Annotated in this window: 13 protein-coding genes; 8 read left to right on the top strand and 5 right to left on the bottom strand. The window is 39.1% G+C overall.

Annotation, left to right across the window (positions count from 1 at the left end; genetic code table 11):
* Positions 1-12: 12 nt before the first annotated feature.
* On the bottom strand, positions 13-2,679 hold the full coding sequence (locus UABAM_RS15235; protein ID WP_151968864.1) for an MFS transporter: 2,667 nt from the start codon (positions 2,677-2,679) through the stop codon (positions 13-15).
* Between the two features lie 185 nt (positions 2,680-2,864).
* On the bottom strand, positions 2,865-3,470 hold the full coding sequence (cysC, locus tag UABAM_RS15230; RefSeq protein WP_151968863.1) for an adenylyl-sulfate kinase: 606 nt from the start codon (positions 3,468-3,470) through the stop codon (positions 2,865-2,867).
* A 118-nt stretch (positions 3,471-3,588) separates the two neighbouring features.
* Here cysC and UABAM_RS15225 point away from each other — a divergent pair, with 118 nt between their 5' ends.
* Positions 3,589-5,211, top strand: a complete 1,623-nt coding sequence (locus UABAM_RS15225; protein ID WP_151968862.1) for an acyl-CoA dehydrogenase family protein — start codon at positions 3,589-3,591, stop codon at positions 5,209-5,211.
* 2 nt (positions 5,212-5,213) lie between these two features.
* Here the strand turns inward: UABAM_RS15225 and solA are convergent, their stop codons facing one another.
* On the bottom strand, positions 5,214-6,329 hold the full coding sequence (gene solA, locus UABAM_RS15220) for an N-methyl-L-tryptophan oxidase (protein WP_173013338.1): 1,116 nt from the start codon (positions 6,327-6,329) through the stop codon (positions 5,214-5,216).
* A 99-nt stretch (positions 6,330-6,428) separates the two neighbouring features.
* Between solA and UABAM_RS15215 the strand changes: the two genes are divergently transcribed.
* Positions 6,429-7,751: a lectin-like domain-containing protein gene (locus UABAM_RS15215; RefSeq protein ID WP_151968860.1), complete on the top strand. Its 1,323-nt coding sequence runs from the start codon at positions 6,429-6,431 to the stop codon at positions 7,749-7,751.
* Between the two features lie 351 nt (positions 7,752-8,102).
* Here UABAM_RS15215 and dnaA read toward each other — a convergent pair whose 3' ends face one another.
* Positions 8,103-9,506: a chromosomal replication initiator protein DnaA gene (dnaA, locus tag UABAM_RS15210; protein ID WP_151968859.1), complete on the bottom strand. Its 1,404-nt coding sequence runs from the start codon at positions 9,504-9,506 to the stop codon at positions 8,103-8,105.
* A gap of 132 nt (positions 9,507-9,638) precedes the next feature.
* Complete coding sequence (locus UABAM_RS15205; protein ID WP_151968858.1) at positions 9,639-10,775, bottom strand: DegT/DnrJ/EryC1/StrS family aminotransferase; 1,137 nt, start codon at positions 10,773-10,775, stop codon at positions 9,639-9,641.
* Between the two features lie 86 nt (positions 10,776-10,861).
* Here UABAM_RS15205 and UABAM_RS15200 point away from each other — a divergent pair, with 86 nt between their 5' ends.
* From UABAM_RS15200 to UABAM_RS34335, 6 genes are read left to right on the top strand one after another with little or no spacing between them, the layout of a single operon-like run.
* Complete coding sequence (locus tag UABAM_RS15200) at positions 10,862-11,470, top strand: sugar transferase (RefSeq protein WP_151968857.1); 609 nt, start codon at positions 10,862-10,864, stop codon at positions 11,468-11,470.
* On the top strand, positions 11,454-12,566 hold the full coding sequence (locus UABAM_RS15195; protein ID WP_229759408.1) for a glycosyltransferase: 1,113 nt from the start codon (positions 11,454-11,456) through the stop codon (positions 12,564-12,566). The genes UABAM_RS15200 and UABAM_RS15195 overlap by 17 nt, the downstream gene beginning before the upstream one ends.
* On the top strand, positions 12,566-13,726 hold the full coding sequence (locus UABAM_RS15190; RefSeq protein WP_151968855.1) for a glycosyltransferase: 1,161 nt from the start codon (positions 12,566-12,568) through the stop codon (positions 13,724-13,726). Before UABAM_RS15195 ends, UABAM_RS15190 begins: the two co-directional genes overlap by 1 nt.
* A complete protein-coding gene (locus UABAM_RS15185; RefSeq protein WP_151968854.1) occupies positions 13,704-14,852 on the top strand; it encodes a glycosyltransferase family 4 protein in 1,149 nt (382 codons plus the stop codon). Before UABAM_RS15190 ends, UABAM_RS15185 begins: the two co-directional genes overlap by 23 nt.
* A complete protein-coding gene (locus UABAM_RS15180; RefSeq protein WP_151968853.1) occupies positions 14,853-16,229 on the top strand; it encodes an MBOAT family O-acyltransferase in 1,377 nt (458 codons plus the stop codon).
* Positions 16,198-17,151 carry a hypothetical protein gene (locus tag UABAM_RS34335; RefSeq protein WP_229759407.1) on the top strand — a complete coding sequence of 318 codons (954 nt, stop codon included), beginning with the start codon at positions 16,198-16,200 and terminating at the stop codon, positions 17,149-17,151. Before UABAM_RS15180 ends, UABAM_RS34335 begins: the two co-directional genes overlap by 32 nt.
* Positions 17,152-17,184: the final 33 nt, after the last annotated feature.

The following is a 17,184-nucleotide window of genomic DNA, read 5'->3' as shown; positions in this document are numbered from 1 at the left end:
TTCCCTCATCTGTTATAGTTCGGTCTCAGGAGGCTCTAGTAAACGTAGAACCCCGCGAACCTGCCGTTTGGCAAAAGGCGCTTCCCTCGTTTGCGAAATGAGTAGAAGATACAAGTAAATAATAAATATGATTGTCAATACTAAGAAAAACGTACTAATCGATGCATATTTAAAAATAATACCACAAAATAAACAGCCGAACATTGCCCCAGCACTATTATACAAAGTATAGGCCCCTGTGGCCGCTCCGTAGTACTGTTCGTCATCGATACTTTCCAATAGCCATGAAAAGCCTAGTGGATGTAGCCCACCTTCTACGAGCCCTAGTATGAAAAAGATGAGAAGAGCATATTCTAGGCGAATGTAGTAGGGAAGTAATATACAGCAGATAATGGCGATAAATGTGAGACTACGTAGAATTTTTAGAGGGCCAATTCTATCGCTGATACTACCGAAAACGTAACTACTAATCACAGCGCCAAGAGCAAGGACACTTGCAAGGTAATCTTCGCTCAAATACGGAGAAGGGTTGTCTCCCATTTTCTGCTCAAAGGTTGGAAGAAATACGATGAATACACCCATTTGAAAAATTCCATAGATCATCGAGGCAAACAGCGGAACGCGTGAGACGGCGAGTTTTTCCGCCGGAAGTTCTTCTTCCGTATCTTCTGTTGTTGCAGCGCCCAAACGAATGTGTTTGTATGAAAATGGTAGAGTGATCAGTGATACGATTACCCACAAAATAGAAGCAGAGAAAACGGGAGCGAGTCTGTCGCTAACCCCTGGAATTTGGATGCCTTCAAAAAATGCTGGTAGAATAAAGCCAATTGCTGCCGCTGCTGTGGCGGTGATGGATGCAATACCTAGCATTTTACCACGCTCTCCAATACCGTACCAACGACTAACACAAAATTCTGTACCAATACCGGCGGCAACCAAGCCGATTGCTTGGACAAATTTTATGGCGAGGTGTCCATAAATATTACTGCAAAAAGGTAGAAATGGCATGCATAGTAGGTGAATAATAAAGCCACCGAGAATCAATTTGTGTGCTACACCACGGTCGGCGAGTTTCCCAAGGTAACTGCCCCATATAATCGCTGGGAAACACATAATGAATGTGCTTAGCCCACTGTATAGTGGTAGGTTGTCGGTTTCTCCCACAAATATTTTATCTAACTCAGACAAAATAACCGCAGCTCCTGCATACAAACAGAAAATTGTCCAGAAAAGTAATTTGGTGGAGCGCGTTTCCGCGACGTTTTGTTCTATTTTCGCGCTGAGTATTTTGAGTTCGTTTGTTGCCTGGGCAAGGGAAAAATATTCTGTTTGTGCACCAGGAACTTGCTCTCCTTGTTGTGGGAGAGATATGTATTCTGTTTTGTCCACCTCGGGAGCAATGGGACGTCTTTTTGAACTGGGAGACTCTTTTGGAAGAGGTACTACTTCTGTTTGATATGTTTCGTCTTGTAGAGATAAAATTTGTGTTTGGGCCCATTCTTGTACGATTTCATCGGCTTCATGTACAGGGCTTTTGCGAATGGCAACTCGCTCATCGACGTAAACCTGTTCAAATTCACGTCCCAGATTAGAAAGCGAATACGGAAACATTGAACGAAATAGTTTTTTTCGTCTTTCTTTTTCCGACTTCATACCTATCGATAATAATTTGTGATGTGTTATGAGTCCACGGTCACTTCCTGACACAAAAGCGAGATCTATACTCGCGGTACTTTGATCACTTGGAAGATCTTCATGGTCGATAATTCCTTTATAAATAAGGATATTCGACCCGTCCATTTTTACTAAACCTATTTTTCGCAGTTTTTCTGCCAGTTCGTATTCTTTGGTATATTTCTTTTCGTAATCGGGGTTTTGAATAGAAAAAAGGCGTGCTCGTGAATCAATAAATTTGACATTAGGGTTTTGATTAATCGCGGTGATGTATTCCAAAACCATCGCAACGGAGTGAACTTCGGTTCTTTTTGCATAGCCAAGAAAGAATAGAATTTCGCTGTATTTGAAGTCTACGTCTAATTTTAGTGCTTGGTTCCACACATCCAAAGCGTGTAGCGCTTCTTGGTCTTTGAGTTTGAATTTCTTTTTTGCCAAAGCCGCGTAGAGTATTTGTTCACACTTGCGGCGAAAACGCGCTTCTTTTACTTGGCGTGGCGATGTGAGGATAACGCGTTTACTTTCGATGTTGGGAATGAGGTTCTTGTAAGGGGCAGTTAGGTAACCTTTGGTATTTAGTATAGACAATAACGAACGATGAAAACCTTTTTTGGCCAGGGTGTTTTGAATATCTTGGCAATAAATTAAAAACTCTTGTGGAAAAGTACTTTCCTGCTTGTCTTTATTGCGAATTCCGTCGATCAAATGGTTGATAGGAACCGAGGCTTTTTGGGTAAAAATTTGGTCATCTTGTTCTGTAAATTCATAGACAATACGCGTTGGATAGCGGCGGATTCTTTTGGAATAATACAATCCCCAAAAAATCGCTTGAATTTGTTCAGCGCTTAGCATTTTTCGTTCATACATGATATGCGGTAAACGCTTATTTATTCCCAGTTCTTGTAATAATGCTACTTCGCGTATGGCCGAACAAATTTCCTCTTTCTGAGCAAAACCAAAAATAAGAGAAAATTTTGCAAAATCTATATCACTACCGCGAGACATACTATTTATACCTTTACAATACTAGAAACCTAGCTTTCATATACTCAGGATTCTAAAAATAGAAAATACCTAATGGTTAGTTGATTTGTGTTTTTCGGTTTTTACAAGACCAACAATTAGGGTGAAAATTAACTCAAACCTGTGAATACAAATAATACTTGAACTACCAGGGAAATACCAGAAAATTATTGCAAATGCAAATAATTATTCTTTTGTAGATAGTTCAAGATTTGCGTTACATTTTCTTGTGTAGTGTGCTTATCAGTGTGAACTGTAATTTCTGGAGATTCTGGTGCTTCATAAGGAGCTGAAATTCCCGTGAAACTACTAATTTCACCTTTACGGGCTTTTTGGTAGAGTCCTTTTGGATCGCGTTGTTCGCAAACTTGTAGTGAGCAAGATACATATAATTCGATAAAATCGCTTGTGCCAAAGAGCTGTCGCACTGCTTGCCTGTCGCTTATGTATGGCGAAATAAAAGAGGTGATGACTACAATACCCGCATCAACAAATAACTTTGCTGTTTCGCCAATACGGCGTATATTTTCTTTACGATCTTGTGGAGAAAATCCGAGATCGTTATTCAAGCCGTGACGTATGTTGTCACCATCCAATAAATAACAATGTATTCCGTTATTGTGAAGTTCTTCTTCTAGCTTACATGCCGTTGTCGATTTTCCACTTCCTGAGAGCCCAGTAAACCACAAGCAACACCCTCGATGTTTATTGAGTTGTTCACGGTGTGTGCGGTTAATAATACCATGATGCCAATATATATTGCGCGGTTCCATTTGCGATCCTTTGTGCTATAATAAGGGATGTTGAATAATTGTTTGAACAAAATGAAATTGAATACAGCGTGAAGTTATTGTGTTGTGGCAAATTTTTATTTTATAGTAGGATACAATCATGGATAATTTTTTTCAACAACCACCGCAATTAAAAAACCAATTTACTTGCGACATGCTCTTACAAAACTATCTACAGTGGAAACTACCTAAAGAGATGTATGCCAGCATTCATGACGATTTGCTGCAATTTGGCAATCGAGTTGTGAACGATATCTTGCACTTAGGTGAAGAAGCCGAGAACACGGAACCTACTCATATTGCGTATGACAGTTGGGGAAAGCGCATTGATGAAATCCGCGTCAGTCATGCGTGGAAAGAACTAAAAAATATTTCCGCAACCGAAGGACTTGTTGCGATTGGCTATGAACGTGATTATCAAAATTATTCTCGTTTATATCAATTTGCTAAATTGTATTTATTTCATCCCTCGTCGGCTTTTTTTACCTGCCCGTTGGCGATGACCGATGGTGCGGCGCGTGTCCTCGAAATTTACGGGGAAGATGATTTTCTACGTGGTGCTTTTGCGAATTTAACTTCTCGCGATCCACAAAAATTTTGGACATCAGGTCAGTGGATGACGGAGCGACGCGGTGGGTCTGATGTAAGTCAGACAGCAACCACAGCGATACGGAAAGAAGGCAAGTTATACAACTTGGAAGGTACGAAGTGGTTTACTTCCGCGACAACTTCAGAAATGGCATTAACCTTAGCACGTGTTGACGAAGTAACGGGTAGTAAGGGACTTAGTTTGTTTATGATTGAATTGCGCGATGGTGAACAGAAATTACAAAATATAGAAGTTCATCGTCTTAAAGATAAGCTAGGGACGAAAGCGCTTCCCACTGCCGAACTTTCTTTACATCAAACACCAGCACAAATGGTAGGAGATTTAGGTCATGGTGTACGTAAAATTGCTTCTATGCTTAATATTACGCGTTTGTATAATTCGATAACTGCGCTTGGTCATATGCGTCGCTGTTTGGCATTGGCGATAGACTATGCTGGGAAACGCAAAGCATTTGGCAAATATTTAATTGATCATCCCTTACATTACCGTACCTTATGTGAATTACAGACCGAGTTCACTGGATGCTTTCATTTGATTTTTTTCTTGATTGAGCTTTTGGGAAAAAGCGAAACCAATACTGCGACGGCAGAGGAAGACAAACTACTGCGCACCTTGACTCCCATCGCCAAGTTATATTCTGCAAAAAAAGCCATTGCAATTTCAAGTGAAACGCTGGAGTTGTTTGGAGGAGCGGGATATATCGAGGACACAGGTCTTCCGCGGTTTTTGCGTGATGCACAAGTATATTCTATATGGGAAGGGACAACGAATATCTTGAGTCTTGACGTATTACGTGCCGTAGATAAAGAACAGTCGTTTCCATTGTGGTGTAAATGGATTCAGGGAAAATTAACGACAGCGGAAAATGCACCAAGTTCTATAAGTGAAAGTATGCAAAAACTCATTAAATTTGTGAGCAGTGCGGAACGTGAGACTTTAGAAGTGGAAGCAAGGCAACTGGCATATTCAATTGCACGCATCACAATGGCGACATTGATGGTAGAATACGCAAAAGTGCATCCTGAGTCGCAAATTATGGTGAATAAATTTTGCCAAAACCTCGCTTCTGTAGAACTTTTCTCTATGGATGATCTGAAATCATTTATATTGTAAGTTTACAAAGAAAAACGTTTAATAGAGAAGCATTCTAATGGAAAAGGTGTTGTGTTTGTTGTGATTAAAGAAGTGATTATTTCTCCAATAACACTTGCAAACTTAAATCCATGCCCCGAGCATGGACTAACAACCCAAACGTTTTTGTGTTGTGGATGGTTGTCGATAATAAAATGACCATCAGGTGTATTTGTATACATGCAAACACTACTTTTAATAACTTCGGGGTTTACATGTGGCATATAGGTCTTTATTAACTTTTGTACAGGAAGAATGTCTGTCTTTTCACAGATATCGCGGTTAAGGTTTTGCACCGTAGTTATTTGTCCACTGTGGTGCAGAGCAATTTTAATTCCTTCCCCTATGTCTGGTAAAGAATAGAAGAAACAGTTGTTGGCATATTCCCAGATATTTACTGGGCAAAGATGGTGATCTTTGCTCCCGTTAAACCACAATTGCACAAGTCGTTCGACATTTAGGTGTTTTTCGAGAGCAGAAAACAAGTTTGTCATCCATGCCCCTGCGGAAAGTACGAGTTTTTTTGCACGATACTTTCCCTTAGTCGTTGTGACAACAACACCGTCTTCGGTGGCGTTCCACGAGAGTACTTCTTCTGAGAAGTGTAATTGGGCTCCTTGTTCCTGCGCCAATTTGATATATGCTTCTATACATTTTTCCACAAATAAAACTCCTGCTCGCGGTTCCCATACAGCATACATACTTTCACGAGGGGAGAAAAAGGGAAAGCGCTGCTTTATTGTTTGTGCGTCTAAAATTTCATGAGAAAGGTTGTGTTCTATGGCACTCTTTTCGGCTCCACGAAATACCAAACTATTGCGCGGACCAATCATAAGTCCTCCTACTTGTTTCAGTAGAGAAGTTTGGGCTTTTTTTTCTAAATGACTCCAGTTATCGTAAGCGCGTTGTACCATCGGGACGTAAACAGGATCTTCAAAGTACGCCTCGCGAATTGCTCGCGTTTCGCCGTGAGAAGAACCTAAGTTATGGGCTACGGTAAACTGTTCAAGTCCGAGAACTTTCTGTTGCTGTGAAAGGTAGTACGCGGTGGCACTTCCCATAGCCCCCAGACCGACAATAATAGTATCAAATGTTTCCATATATAATCCGTCCATTTTTGTAAAGTTAATGTGTGTTTATGCATAAATAGTACCACATGAAAGTTGTTTACTAAATCTTTTTATTTTTTGGAGTGACGAATGAGGTATATATTAATCTCTTTATGTTGTGTAGCGGTGGTTTTTTCTCAAGAAAAAGACAGTTCTTTAAATGAAACTATACAACATTTACAAAATCTGATTGATGCTGTAAAACAGAACACAAAACTACAAAAACAGAACACAAAACTACAAAAACAGAACACAAAACTACAAAAACAGATACAAGATCTAACAGCACAAAATAAAGAATTAAAATCTCAGGTTTCCCCGAAAGGTTCCCGTGGATGGACTTTCGGTAAAGTAGTGAACAATTACGCACACCGAATCCACGTAGTCTCACTATTGAAGAAAAAAACAACGTCAACGAATAATGGTTGGTACGACTACAAGAGCGACTTAAGTATTTATGTGCCGCAAAAGGGTTACATTGATTTTAGCGCCCAAGGATTTTTTACGGCACCAGATAACTATCGTACTGCGTATTGGTGGATGAAGGTCATTGTTTATGGAAAAGTTGCATGGACAATGAAGTGGAATGCTGATGGAGTAGTGGATTTGCATCTCGATAAAGAGGGGAATGTAACTCTCAAAAGCGCTGCAAAGCAAACGCAGGTTTTTGCCGGAGATACTGTTCCGAAGAATCGCCCTTTTCGCTTTGATAAGTGGCGTTACCCCGAGAAATTTTATCGAAATGAAATGGATAAAATTTACAGTCGTATTCCTGCCGCAAAGAAAAACATATGGGAAGGAAAAGACACTATTTTTAATGATAAAAATTGGAGTTATCACCAAACAAATAATGACTCTTATCCAGTGGGAGATGGCAACACGGTTATTTTAACTCCTGATGATCGCGGAGGCGCTGCGGGAGTTGTGTGGTACAAAAAAGAAGTGAAAGTTCCTTTTGCTGTGGCGTTTGAATATTCTATTTATGACGATGATGGCGGGAGAAATAAGGTTTACAACTCCGCAGATGGTATTGCGTTTATGTTTGCGAAAAATGCAGCAAATTATGACAAGCCTCCTGTGGGTAGTGACTGTGGTTTTGTCAAAGACGGAACAGGCTATGGAGTTTTTTTTACTACGTACGAAAATCGACGTATCGTTGTACGCGATGGTAAAGGGGACCTCATTACCGATAAATGGGATCGCGGGATATATACTCATGGAAAATGGCGTAAAGTAAAAATTGTGGTGTATGCCGATCGCATTGAGGTGTATGTTGATGGAAAAGGCAAGCCGATTGTTCGTTATAATCGCAAGTGGAATAGTAAGCATAATCGAATTGGTTTTGCCGCTGCAACAGGAGGAGCAGATAGTAAACATGAAATTCGCAACGTCTTAATTGCACCTCTTGATTAACTGAATGACATTTCTCCGTCGTGAATAACACTTTTCGTTAGGAATGACACTTTCTTAGGGGCATTCCTGACTTAATCACATCTAAGATATAAACCCCTTATGGTGTTCTCTGGAACTACAAAACAAAATGGTTTTGCAATCTTGACCGTAAGTGATAATTGTACAACACTTTATACGACCAAATTGTACAATTCCAACAGCAAGTTGAAGTAGTTTGATTTTAACAAAACAACAGCGAGCTGTTGGGCACGGTCATCCCTGCAAAACAGGGATCCAGCGTTTACAAGTCAAGTTTGTATTGTGGATTTTTGTTTTTTAGGACTTGAGGAAAATTTTGCGCTCATAAAACGGTTACTCATGACTGTCCGTACCCGAAATTTTATATTCGATGTCCACTAGTTTTTCATGAAGATCCTTGTCTTGTTTACGTAGATCTTTGATTTTCTCTACTGCATGTAATACTGTGGTATGGTCGCGTTTCCCGAAAAAATTCGCTATTTCTAACAGCGAATAGTTGGTGAGCTTTTTCGCGAGGTACATGCCCGCTTGCCTGGGGACTACTATGGATTTATGGCGTTTTTTTGACTGCAGGTCGGCAATGGTTACATTAAATTCTTTGGCCACGACATTCATGATGAGTGGTAGTTGTATCATCGTTTCTTCGGGGATGATAACCTCTTTTAAGTGTTGTTGAGCAAATTCTATTGTTATGTTTTGTTTATGTAAGTCCGACAGTGCCAGTAAGTGATTAATCGCTCCCTCTAGTTCGCGAATATTGGAAACGATATTTTCGGAAACGTATTGGCAAACACTGTCGTTAAAAGGTGTACCTTTTAGACGTGATTTCTTTTTGACAATGGCAACGCGCGTTTCAAAAGTGGGAACATCTACTTGGCTGACTAAACCCCACTTAAAACGCGATACTAAGCGCTCTCGTAATTCGGGAATTTCCGATGGTGGGCTGTCACTGGAAAGTATAATTTGTTTGTGTGCGTTGTAGAACATGTTAAATACATGGAAGAATTCTTCTTGTGTACGTTCTTTATTCGCCAAAAAATGAATATCATCTATGACTAAAATATCAATGTAACGAAATGTTTGACGAAAGCCTTCGACGTTGCCGTGTTCGACGGAAGTAATAAATTGATTAATAAACTCTTCGCAGGACAAATAAACGATATTGTGTTTCTCCGAAGCGGATAGGATATTATGACAAATCGCTTGTAGCAAATGAGTTTTTCCAAGACCTACGGCACCATACATAAACAATGGATTGTATGTTTCTCCTGGCTTATTGGCTACGGCGAGTGCTGCGGCATGTGCTAGTTGATTTGATGGACCGACGACAAAATTATCAAATGTGTACAAATCGTTAAGCTGGATACGTTGTTTCACCGCTTCTATATTGGCGTGCACCGCGGGAAACTCTTTTGCTCCTTCTTGTTGCCAATAGGCATTGGCTTTTTCTTCAAAATCAAAAAATCCTTGCTCTTCCTTGTTCTCCTCGCGAATGATCAACTCTAACTCCGGCTGGTCACCACAGCATTTAAATACGGCATCGACAATGTCTTGTTTATGGTTTTCCAAAATTCGCTGTTGAATAAATTCATTTTCAACACTAATCGTAAGCAAATCTTTGGAGTATGAAATGAGTTCGGTGTTCTGGAACCATAAACTGTGGTGGCGGTTGGATACTTTTTCTTCCAATTCTGCCAGTACCGCATTCCATAGATTTTTATTATAATCTGAAGTCATAAAGAGATATCCCACATGAATAATGATAAAAAGCAAGCCTATTATTATATTTTCTCAGATTAGTTTGTCAAGAATGACCTTTCCTACAACTCGTTATTGCTTTATTAAATCAAATTATGTAGTTCCAAAGAACTATTGAGAATTTCCACAGTTTTTGACGATGTTTATTATTCTGTTCAAGTCGTCTTCTGTTAGAGAAGTTCCTGAAGGAAGGCATAGTCCTTGGGAGAAGAGTTTGTTGGCAACTCCGTTTTCCACAACACGGCAATGACGAAAAACTGGTTGCAAATGCATTGGCTTCCACATTGGACGTGATTCGATGTTGTGCTCTTCCAATTTTTGGCGCACATCTTCATATGTACCTCCGAATTTTTCTGGATCAATGAGAATGACGCTTAGCCAACTGTTTCCTTGGCCATATGTGGCTTGAGGCATAAAGGTAATACCCGGAAGATCTCCTAGATGTTGTTGATAATATGTAAAAATAGCGCGTTTTTGTTGTACTTTTTTATCGATAATTTCCAACTGTGCACATGCAATTGCTGCTGATATGTTGCTGAGCCGATAGTTATAACCAATTTCCTGGTGTTCGTAGTAAGGAAAAGGCTCGCGTGCTTGCGTTGACAAAAATCGTGCGTAATCAATGAGATTTTTGTCATGAGAGGCGAGAATACCTCCTCCTGACGAGGTGATGATTTTGTTGCCGTTGAGTGAGTATATTGCGGCAGTCGCATCGTATCCTACATGGTGATCTTTATACTTGGCTCCGATTGCTTCGGCAGAATCCATCACTACAGGAATGCCGTGTGGTTTACAAATGCGCGAAATGGCATCAAAATCGCAACTTTGGCCATAAAGGTCTGTAGGAATAACAGCCTTAGGAAGTTTACCGTTTTTCTTACAACGCGTTATTTCTTCTTCGAGTAATTGTGGGTCCATTGTCCAAGTATCTTCACTTGAATCAATAAATACAAGTTGGGTTCCCATGTGAGCTGCCGAAGATACGCTTCCAATAAAAGTTAAAGTAGAGGCAATGACAATATCTCCTGGTTGTACTTTTAAGCCTTTGAGAGCCAGATGTAGAGCTGCTGTTCCACTGGTAAGACCTACGCAATAAGGAATTTTACTGTACTCACTAAATTGTTTTTCCAATTGATTGAGCATAGGGCCACACGGCGCAATGAAGTTGCTGGCAAAGGCCTGTTGTATATACTCTAGCTCCCGTCCGTCCATATGTGGTGGAGATAAATATATTCTTTTGTTTGTCATTGTTTATCCAATCATGTAAAATTTTTGCAACTAATTCCATAACGTCAAGTATACAATAAAAGTGAACAGTATAAGGTAGATAATTATTGTTTTATTCTAAAGTAAAGCGTATTCTAGACTTGGGTTTGGCAACTTTTTTACTTATTTTATCCATTCCCTTGCTTGTTTTTATCGTAGGCATTGTGGCTGTTTTTATGGGACGCCCTATTTTATTTTCGCAACAGCGTGTAGGTTTGCGCGGTAATATATTTACCATTTATAAATTTCGCACGATGAACAACAAGACCGGTGCCAATGGAGAGCTGTTACCTGACCATGAACGTTTGACGTTATGTGGAAAGTGGATGCGTAAATTGTCGGTGGATGAATTACCACAGCTTTATAATATTCTAAAAGGGGAAATGAGTTTTATTGGTCCACGTCCGCTTCTTGTGGAGTATTTACCCTTGTACAATAAGGAACAAATGCGTCGCCATGATGTATTGCCTGGAATCACTGGTTTAGCTCAAGTTAAGGGACGTAATGCCATTAGCTGGGAGAAAAAATTTACGTTCGATGTGGATTATGTGGACAACATATCATTTGCGCTAGATTGTAAAATATTTTTTCTCACTTTTATTGTTCTCTTACAAACAAAAAATGTTCATGAAGGCTCACCTACACGTTTTATGGGAAATAATGGTGACAAAGATTAAGATTTTGCATATTTTTGGCTGTATGGATTTAGGCGGAGCAGAACTGCGTACCTTAGAATGGTTTAAGGCTATTGATCACAGTAAATATGAATTTCATTTTTATGCTTTATCCGGTAGGAAAGGCATTTTAGATGAACAAATTACGCATTTGCAAGGAAAGGTTTTTTACGGGGACCTATCTTTTGGGTTTGCAAAACGTTTTATGAAATTGTTGTCGCGCGAAAAATACGATGTGGTGCACTCCCACGTTTATTACTTTTCAGGGTATATACTATTTCTTTCCTATTTGCAGGGGGTTAAGACACGCATTGCTCATTTTCGCAGTAGCGCAAGTGATGAACAAATCTCTCTGTATAAAAAAATGTATAACGGGATAATGAGATTTGCTATTCAAAGATATGCCACGGATATATGTGCTGTTTGTCGCAAAGCTTTAGATTCTTTATGGCAAAAAAACGAACAAGACCAGCGCTTTTCTGTGATATATAATGGTTTTTCTAATCATTTCCCTATGAAAGACGCTTTATATGTAAAACGCACATTTTCTATCGCAAACGAGTTTAAGATAATTATTCACGTTGGTAACTTTCGCAAAGAAAAAAATCACGAACGTCTATTGAAAGTTTTCTGCCAAATAAAAAAAAGAAAACCTCATGTCAAATTATTGTTGGTTGGTAGACAAGATGATGATATTTTTGGAAAAATAAACAATATCGTGGAAAAAAATAATTTAAAAGATGATGTTATTTTTACGGGAATACGCAATGATGTTTCTCAATTATTGGGCGGGAGTGATTTGTTATTATTCCCTTCCGTACGTGAAGGTCTTCCCGGGGTCGTGATCGAATCGTGTGCGATGTCTACCCCTGTGCTAGCTAGTGATGTAGGTGGAATACCTGAAATTGCGATGTTTTTTCCTGCGTTTGTTTCAAGTATCTCGTTGCAAGAACAAGATTCTATATGGTGTAAAAAGGCATGCGAAATTTTGGATAAAGATGCCGATAATACAAGTATTGACCTTGGACAAACACCGTTTAGTTTGTCCACAAGTTTGGAAACACTCATGAGTATTTATCACAAAAAGGTTGATGTTTGATGAAATTAGTTGTCGTTTTAGAACATCATTTTATACGCTGTCCCGAGGGCGTTTTTACTCCTCTTGCATTTGGTTATACTTTTTGGCAGGAATATTTAACCGTTTTTGATGAGGTGTGTGTTGTTGCGCGTATGGGATATAAACAATATCCGCCGCAGGATACATTAATCGCGAGTGGAGATAAGGTTACGTTTTACGATATGACGGATTATTGTGGTATGTGGGATTTCATGGCAAAGTTTTTTCCGTTTATGTGGAGAGCGATGCGTGTCCCTCAGCTAGGTAACTCTTTCATTCTTTTTTCAGGAAATGTTGGGGTTGTGGTATGGTTTAGCTTAATATTGCGTCGCAAGAAATATTTTTTTCGCTGTGTAGGTAACGTTCAGTTAGGGATTGCTACCGAAAATAAGAATTTTTTGTATAAGTATATCGCAAACGTATACCATTTTATTACCAAAATGCAAGCAAAGCATGCTGCGGCTTCATCATATACCAGTGACTATTTACGCCGTATTTATCCAAATAAAAACAACAAAGAATATGTTTTTTCCAACGTAGAACTTTTAGACTGTGTTTTTTCTAAGCCAAAAACAATCGAAGATTTTATGCAGCAGCCTTTTCGTTTCATTAGCGTTGGTCGTGTAGAAAAACAAAAGGGACACCATTGGCTTCTACAAGCGGTAAAACATTTGAAGGATGAACCTTTATCGATACCATGGAGTGTATCTATTGTTGGGCCGGGTAGTCAAATGGAACCTCTACAGAGCTACATCGATACACACAAACTACACAACTATGTTACATTTCATGGAAGCATAAAGTGGGGAAAACCACTGTTTGATTTTTTAGACAAAGCGCATGTGTTTGTGCTTCCGTCCTTAACCGAAGGGATGTCACGGGCATTATTAGAGGGGATGGCTCGTGGGCTTCCGTCAATTGCTTCGAACACCGGGGGGAATCCCGAAGTTGTTTCGCAAGACTGCCTCGTTGATGTCGGAGATATTTTAGGCCTTGCAGAGAAAATGAAATCTTTTATGTTAGAAACACCTAAGCTTGTGGAGTTATCTCGTTCAAATTGGGAAACTGCTCAAAAGTTTAAGCATAACTCCACTAAACAACAATTTTTACGGTATACATATGAAAATTCTTCATCTAGTTAAGACGACCGATGGAGCACGTTGGGCATTACATCAAGTGCAAGAGCTCCGAAAGAAAAATATTGAAATTCATGTTGCCTTACCTTCGCTTAAGTCGGGATATTTCGCCGACGAATGGCGCGCGTCTTCTGCAAAGATATATGAGTTAAATGCCGATTTTCCCGTAAAAAAAATATGGCAGTATGGAAAAGTACTGCGTAAATTACAAAGCCTTGTTGAAGAAATTAAGCCTGATCTCATACATAGCCACTTTGTCGGGACCACTCTAATGGTGCGTTATGCCCTTCGCGACAAAAAAATTCCTATTGTCTTTCAAGTTCCTGGACCTCTACATTTAGAGAGTCCATTCTATCGAAATTGGGATCTGAAAACCGCAGGAGATAACGATTACTGGATTGCATCTAGCAAGTATATTGCGAGTTTATATAGGAAGCACGGGGTCGCTGAAAATCGTCTGTTTTGCAGTTACTATGGCTCTTACCTTAACTACAAACAACAAAAAAACATTCAAGAACTCAAAGAAAAATGGTCGTTACCTAGCGACTGTTATATTGTGGGTAATATGAATTATATGTATGCCCCTAAATATTATTTAGGACATACATTGGGTATCAAGCGTCATGAATTGATTATTGACACCCTTGGAATATTATTAAAGAAACGCACAGATGTTTTTGGCTTATTAATTGGCGGTGCTTGGGGGCAAAAAAATAGTTATGAAAGAAAATTACGCAAGCGCGCTAAGAAACTCTCTGACCGAATCGTTCTTCCAGGTTATGTCTCTAGTCAAGAATATAACTGTTGGAAGTTATTTGATTTAGTCGTGCATACTCCTTTGTCGGAAAATTGTGGTGGAGTGAATGAAGCTATGCTGGAAAAGGTACCAATAATTGCTTCGAATACGGGGGCGCTTCCTGAGGTTGTGCAACATGAAAAAACAGGTTATCTCGTTCCACATGATGTCACACCTTCACATCTTGCCGAAGTTATCAGTAACGTTCTTGATAATCTTGAATATTATCAAGAATTGGCTACCGCAGGGCAAAAATGGATGCGTGAAAATTTTGATGTTGTGAATACTGCCGAAGAGGTTTTCCAAGTATATAAAACTATTTTACAGCGTGTATAAATGATTTTTACCAGTTTAGACTTCGTGATTTTTTTTATCGTTGTTTTGTATTGCTACTGGAGACTTTGCCGGCGTTGGCAAAATATTTTTATAGTGATCGCCAGTTATTTTTTCTATGGATATGTCCACCCAGCATTCTGTATTTTGCTTTTTACTTCTACGGTTAGTGACTATTATCTTGCTTTAGCAATTGAATATCGCTCACATCAAAAAAAGCTATTTCTCACATGTAGTATCGCAGTAAATCTTGGTATCCTCTTTTTCTTCAAATACTTTAATTTTTTTGTCGACAACATCAGCGCTGTTCTTGCAATGCTGGGCTGGAACATCGGGGAAACGACATTGCGCGTATTTTTACCTGTGGGGATTTCCTTTTATACATTTCAAACGCTTAGCTATACAATTGATGTTTATCGCCAAAAATTACAACCCACACACAGCATAATAGATTTTGCGTTATATGTGTGCTTTTTTCCTCAGCTCGTTGCTGGTCCTATTGAAAGAGCTATAAGACTTTTACCTCAAATTAGCAAAGCGCGTATGATAAATATTACAATTGTTCGCTACGCTATTGTTCTTATTGTTTGGGGATTTTGCAAAAAGTTGGTGATTGCCGATAATGTGGCCGTTTACGTAAACCAAATTTTTTTACTTAAGGATCCGTCTCTAGTCATGCTGATTGTAGGAAGTTTTGCTTTTTCCATTCAAATTCTTGCTGACTTTTCTGCATATACAGATATTGCACGTGGCTGTTCGTATCTACTGGGGTTTGAGCTTATGGAAAATTTTAAGCGACCATATGTCGCTATTTCCCCTTCCGACTTTTGGCGTCGTTGGCATATTTCTCTTTCGTCGTGGATACGCGATTATTTATATATTCCGTTAGGGGGATCAAAAATTACCCATACGGGCAAATTTTTTGCCGTAGTGATGATTACCATGATTCTCAGTGGTTTGTGGCATGGCGCTGCATGGACATATGTCACATGGGGAGCGTATCATGGACTTTTGGTTTTTATTTACCATCAGTTTGGAATCAAAGGAAATTGGCAAGTAGCAGGTGTAAAAAAAATAGTGGCGTGGGCACTCATGTACTCCTTTACTCTATTTGGTTGGTTGTTATTTCGCGCCCCTAGTATTACGTGGCTGACGAGTGTTTTTGTCGACCTTTCTTGGTTTGATCATACTCAGTTTGTTGCGGCCGTAACTATTTTTCTTTCGGTGTTGCTATATACATTGCCATACGCTTGTTATTTTTTGCTGCAATTTGTAAAAGAGGATTCTTTGTCATATCCATTATTTTTGGGAATAGCTCTGTGTCTTATTTTTGTGCTAGGAAATGAAAGTGGCCAAGATTTTATCTATTTTAGATTTTAAGAAATGTAGCGTATTTTGTTTGCCATTTCTCGTTTTTTTTCTTGTACACTACACGATGTTTTCACCGAGCTATAAATCTTATACAACAAATGGCGCTTCGGTCATTTTGTTAGGGAATTCTATTCTCGATAGAGGTATTTCTCGTGAGATTTTGCAAAAAAAATGGGATATCACTGTGGAGAAAATTGCGCAAGATGGCTCTGCATCGGCATTTTGGTATTTGGTGTTCAAAAATATCATTGTAAAACAACGCACTAGCAAGAAAGTGATTATTTTTTTTCGCGATCATTACTTGACACATCCGAGGTTTCGAACAACAGGTAAATATCGTAATCTCTTGATGCGGGTTGCTACGGACAATGATCCGGTATTGTGGCAATTGGTGTTACGACACGATCCCGTGTATTATAAATTACCCGGATATAACGAAAGAGAACATTATCAGCGTTTTGTCTTTTCCACTATTCCTCAGAAAGTTGTGAGTTCTCTATTGCAAAGCGATGCGCGTAGTGCTTTAGATGAGACATTTGCCGTCGAAAATTTACAAACGAATTTACAAACACTGCAGCAGGTTAAGCTCGAAACGGAAACAGATTTTCCTATGTATAACTTTACACAACAAATTAGGACATCGTTTTTACCGTACATCGTTGCTTTAGCAAAACAGTTTGACATTCAGCTTATATTCGTAAGAGCGAAGCGTTGTAACAATTCAAATAAAAAGCATATTGGTTTATATATCAATGATTTGAAAAAGTATTTACAAAAAGAAAAGGTTCTCTTCTTTGATTATAGTAGTACAACTCTTCTGAAAGAAGAACACTTCGCCGATGGTGACCATCTCAACTTGGAAGGTCAAAAAGTTTTCTCGACGCTGGTTGCGGAAGATTTATACTCACGAATTAAATCCACTCATCATTAGTATACTTAACGACGATAGGAAAGAAATGGAGAA

The sequence above is a fragment of the Candidatus Uabimicrobium amorphum genome, assembly GCF_009002475.1.
GTDB classification, from domain to species: domain Bacteria; phylum Planctomycetota; class Uabimicrobiia; order Uabimicrobiales; family Uabimicrobiaceae; genus Uabimicrobium; species Uabimicrobium amorphum.
The sequence above is the reverse complement of the archived record's forward strand: the minus strand, read 5'-3'. Positions and strand labels throughout refer to the sequence as shown.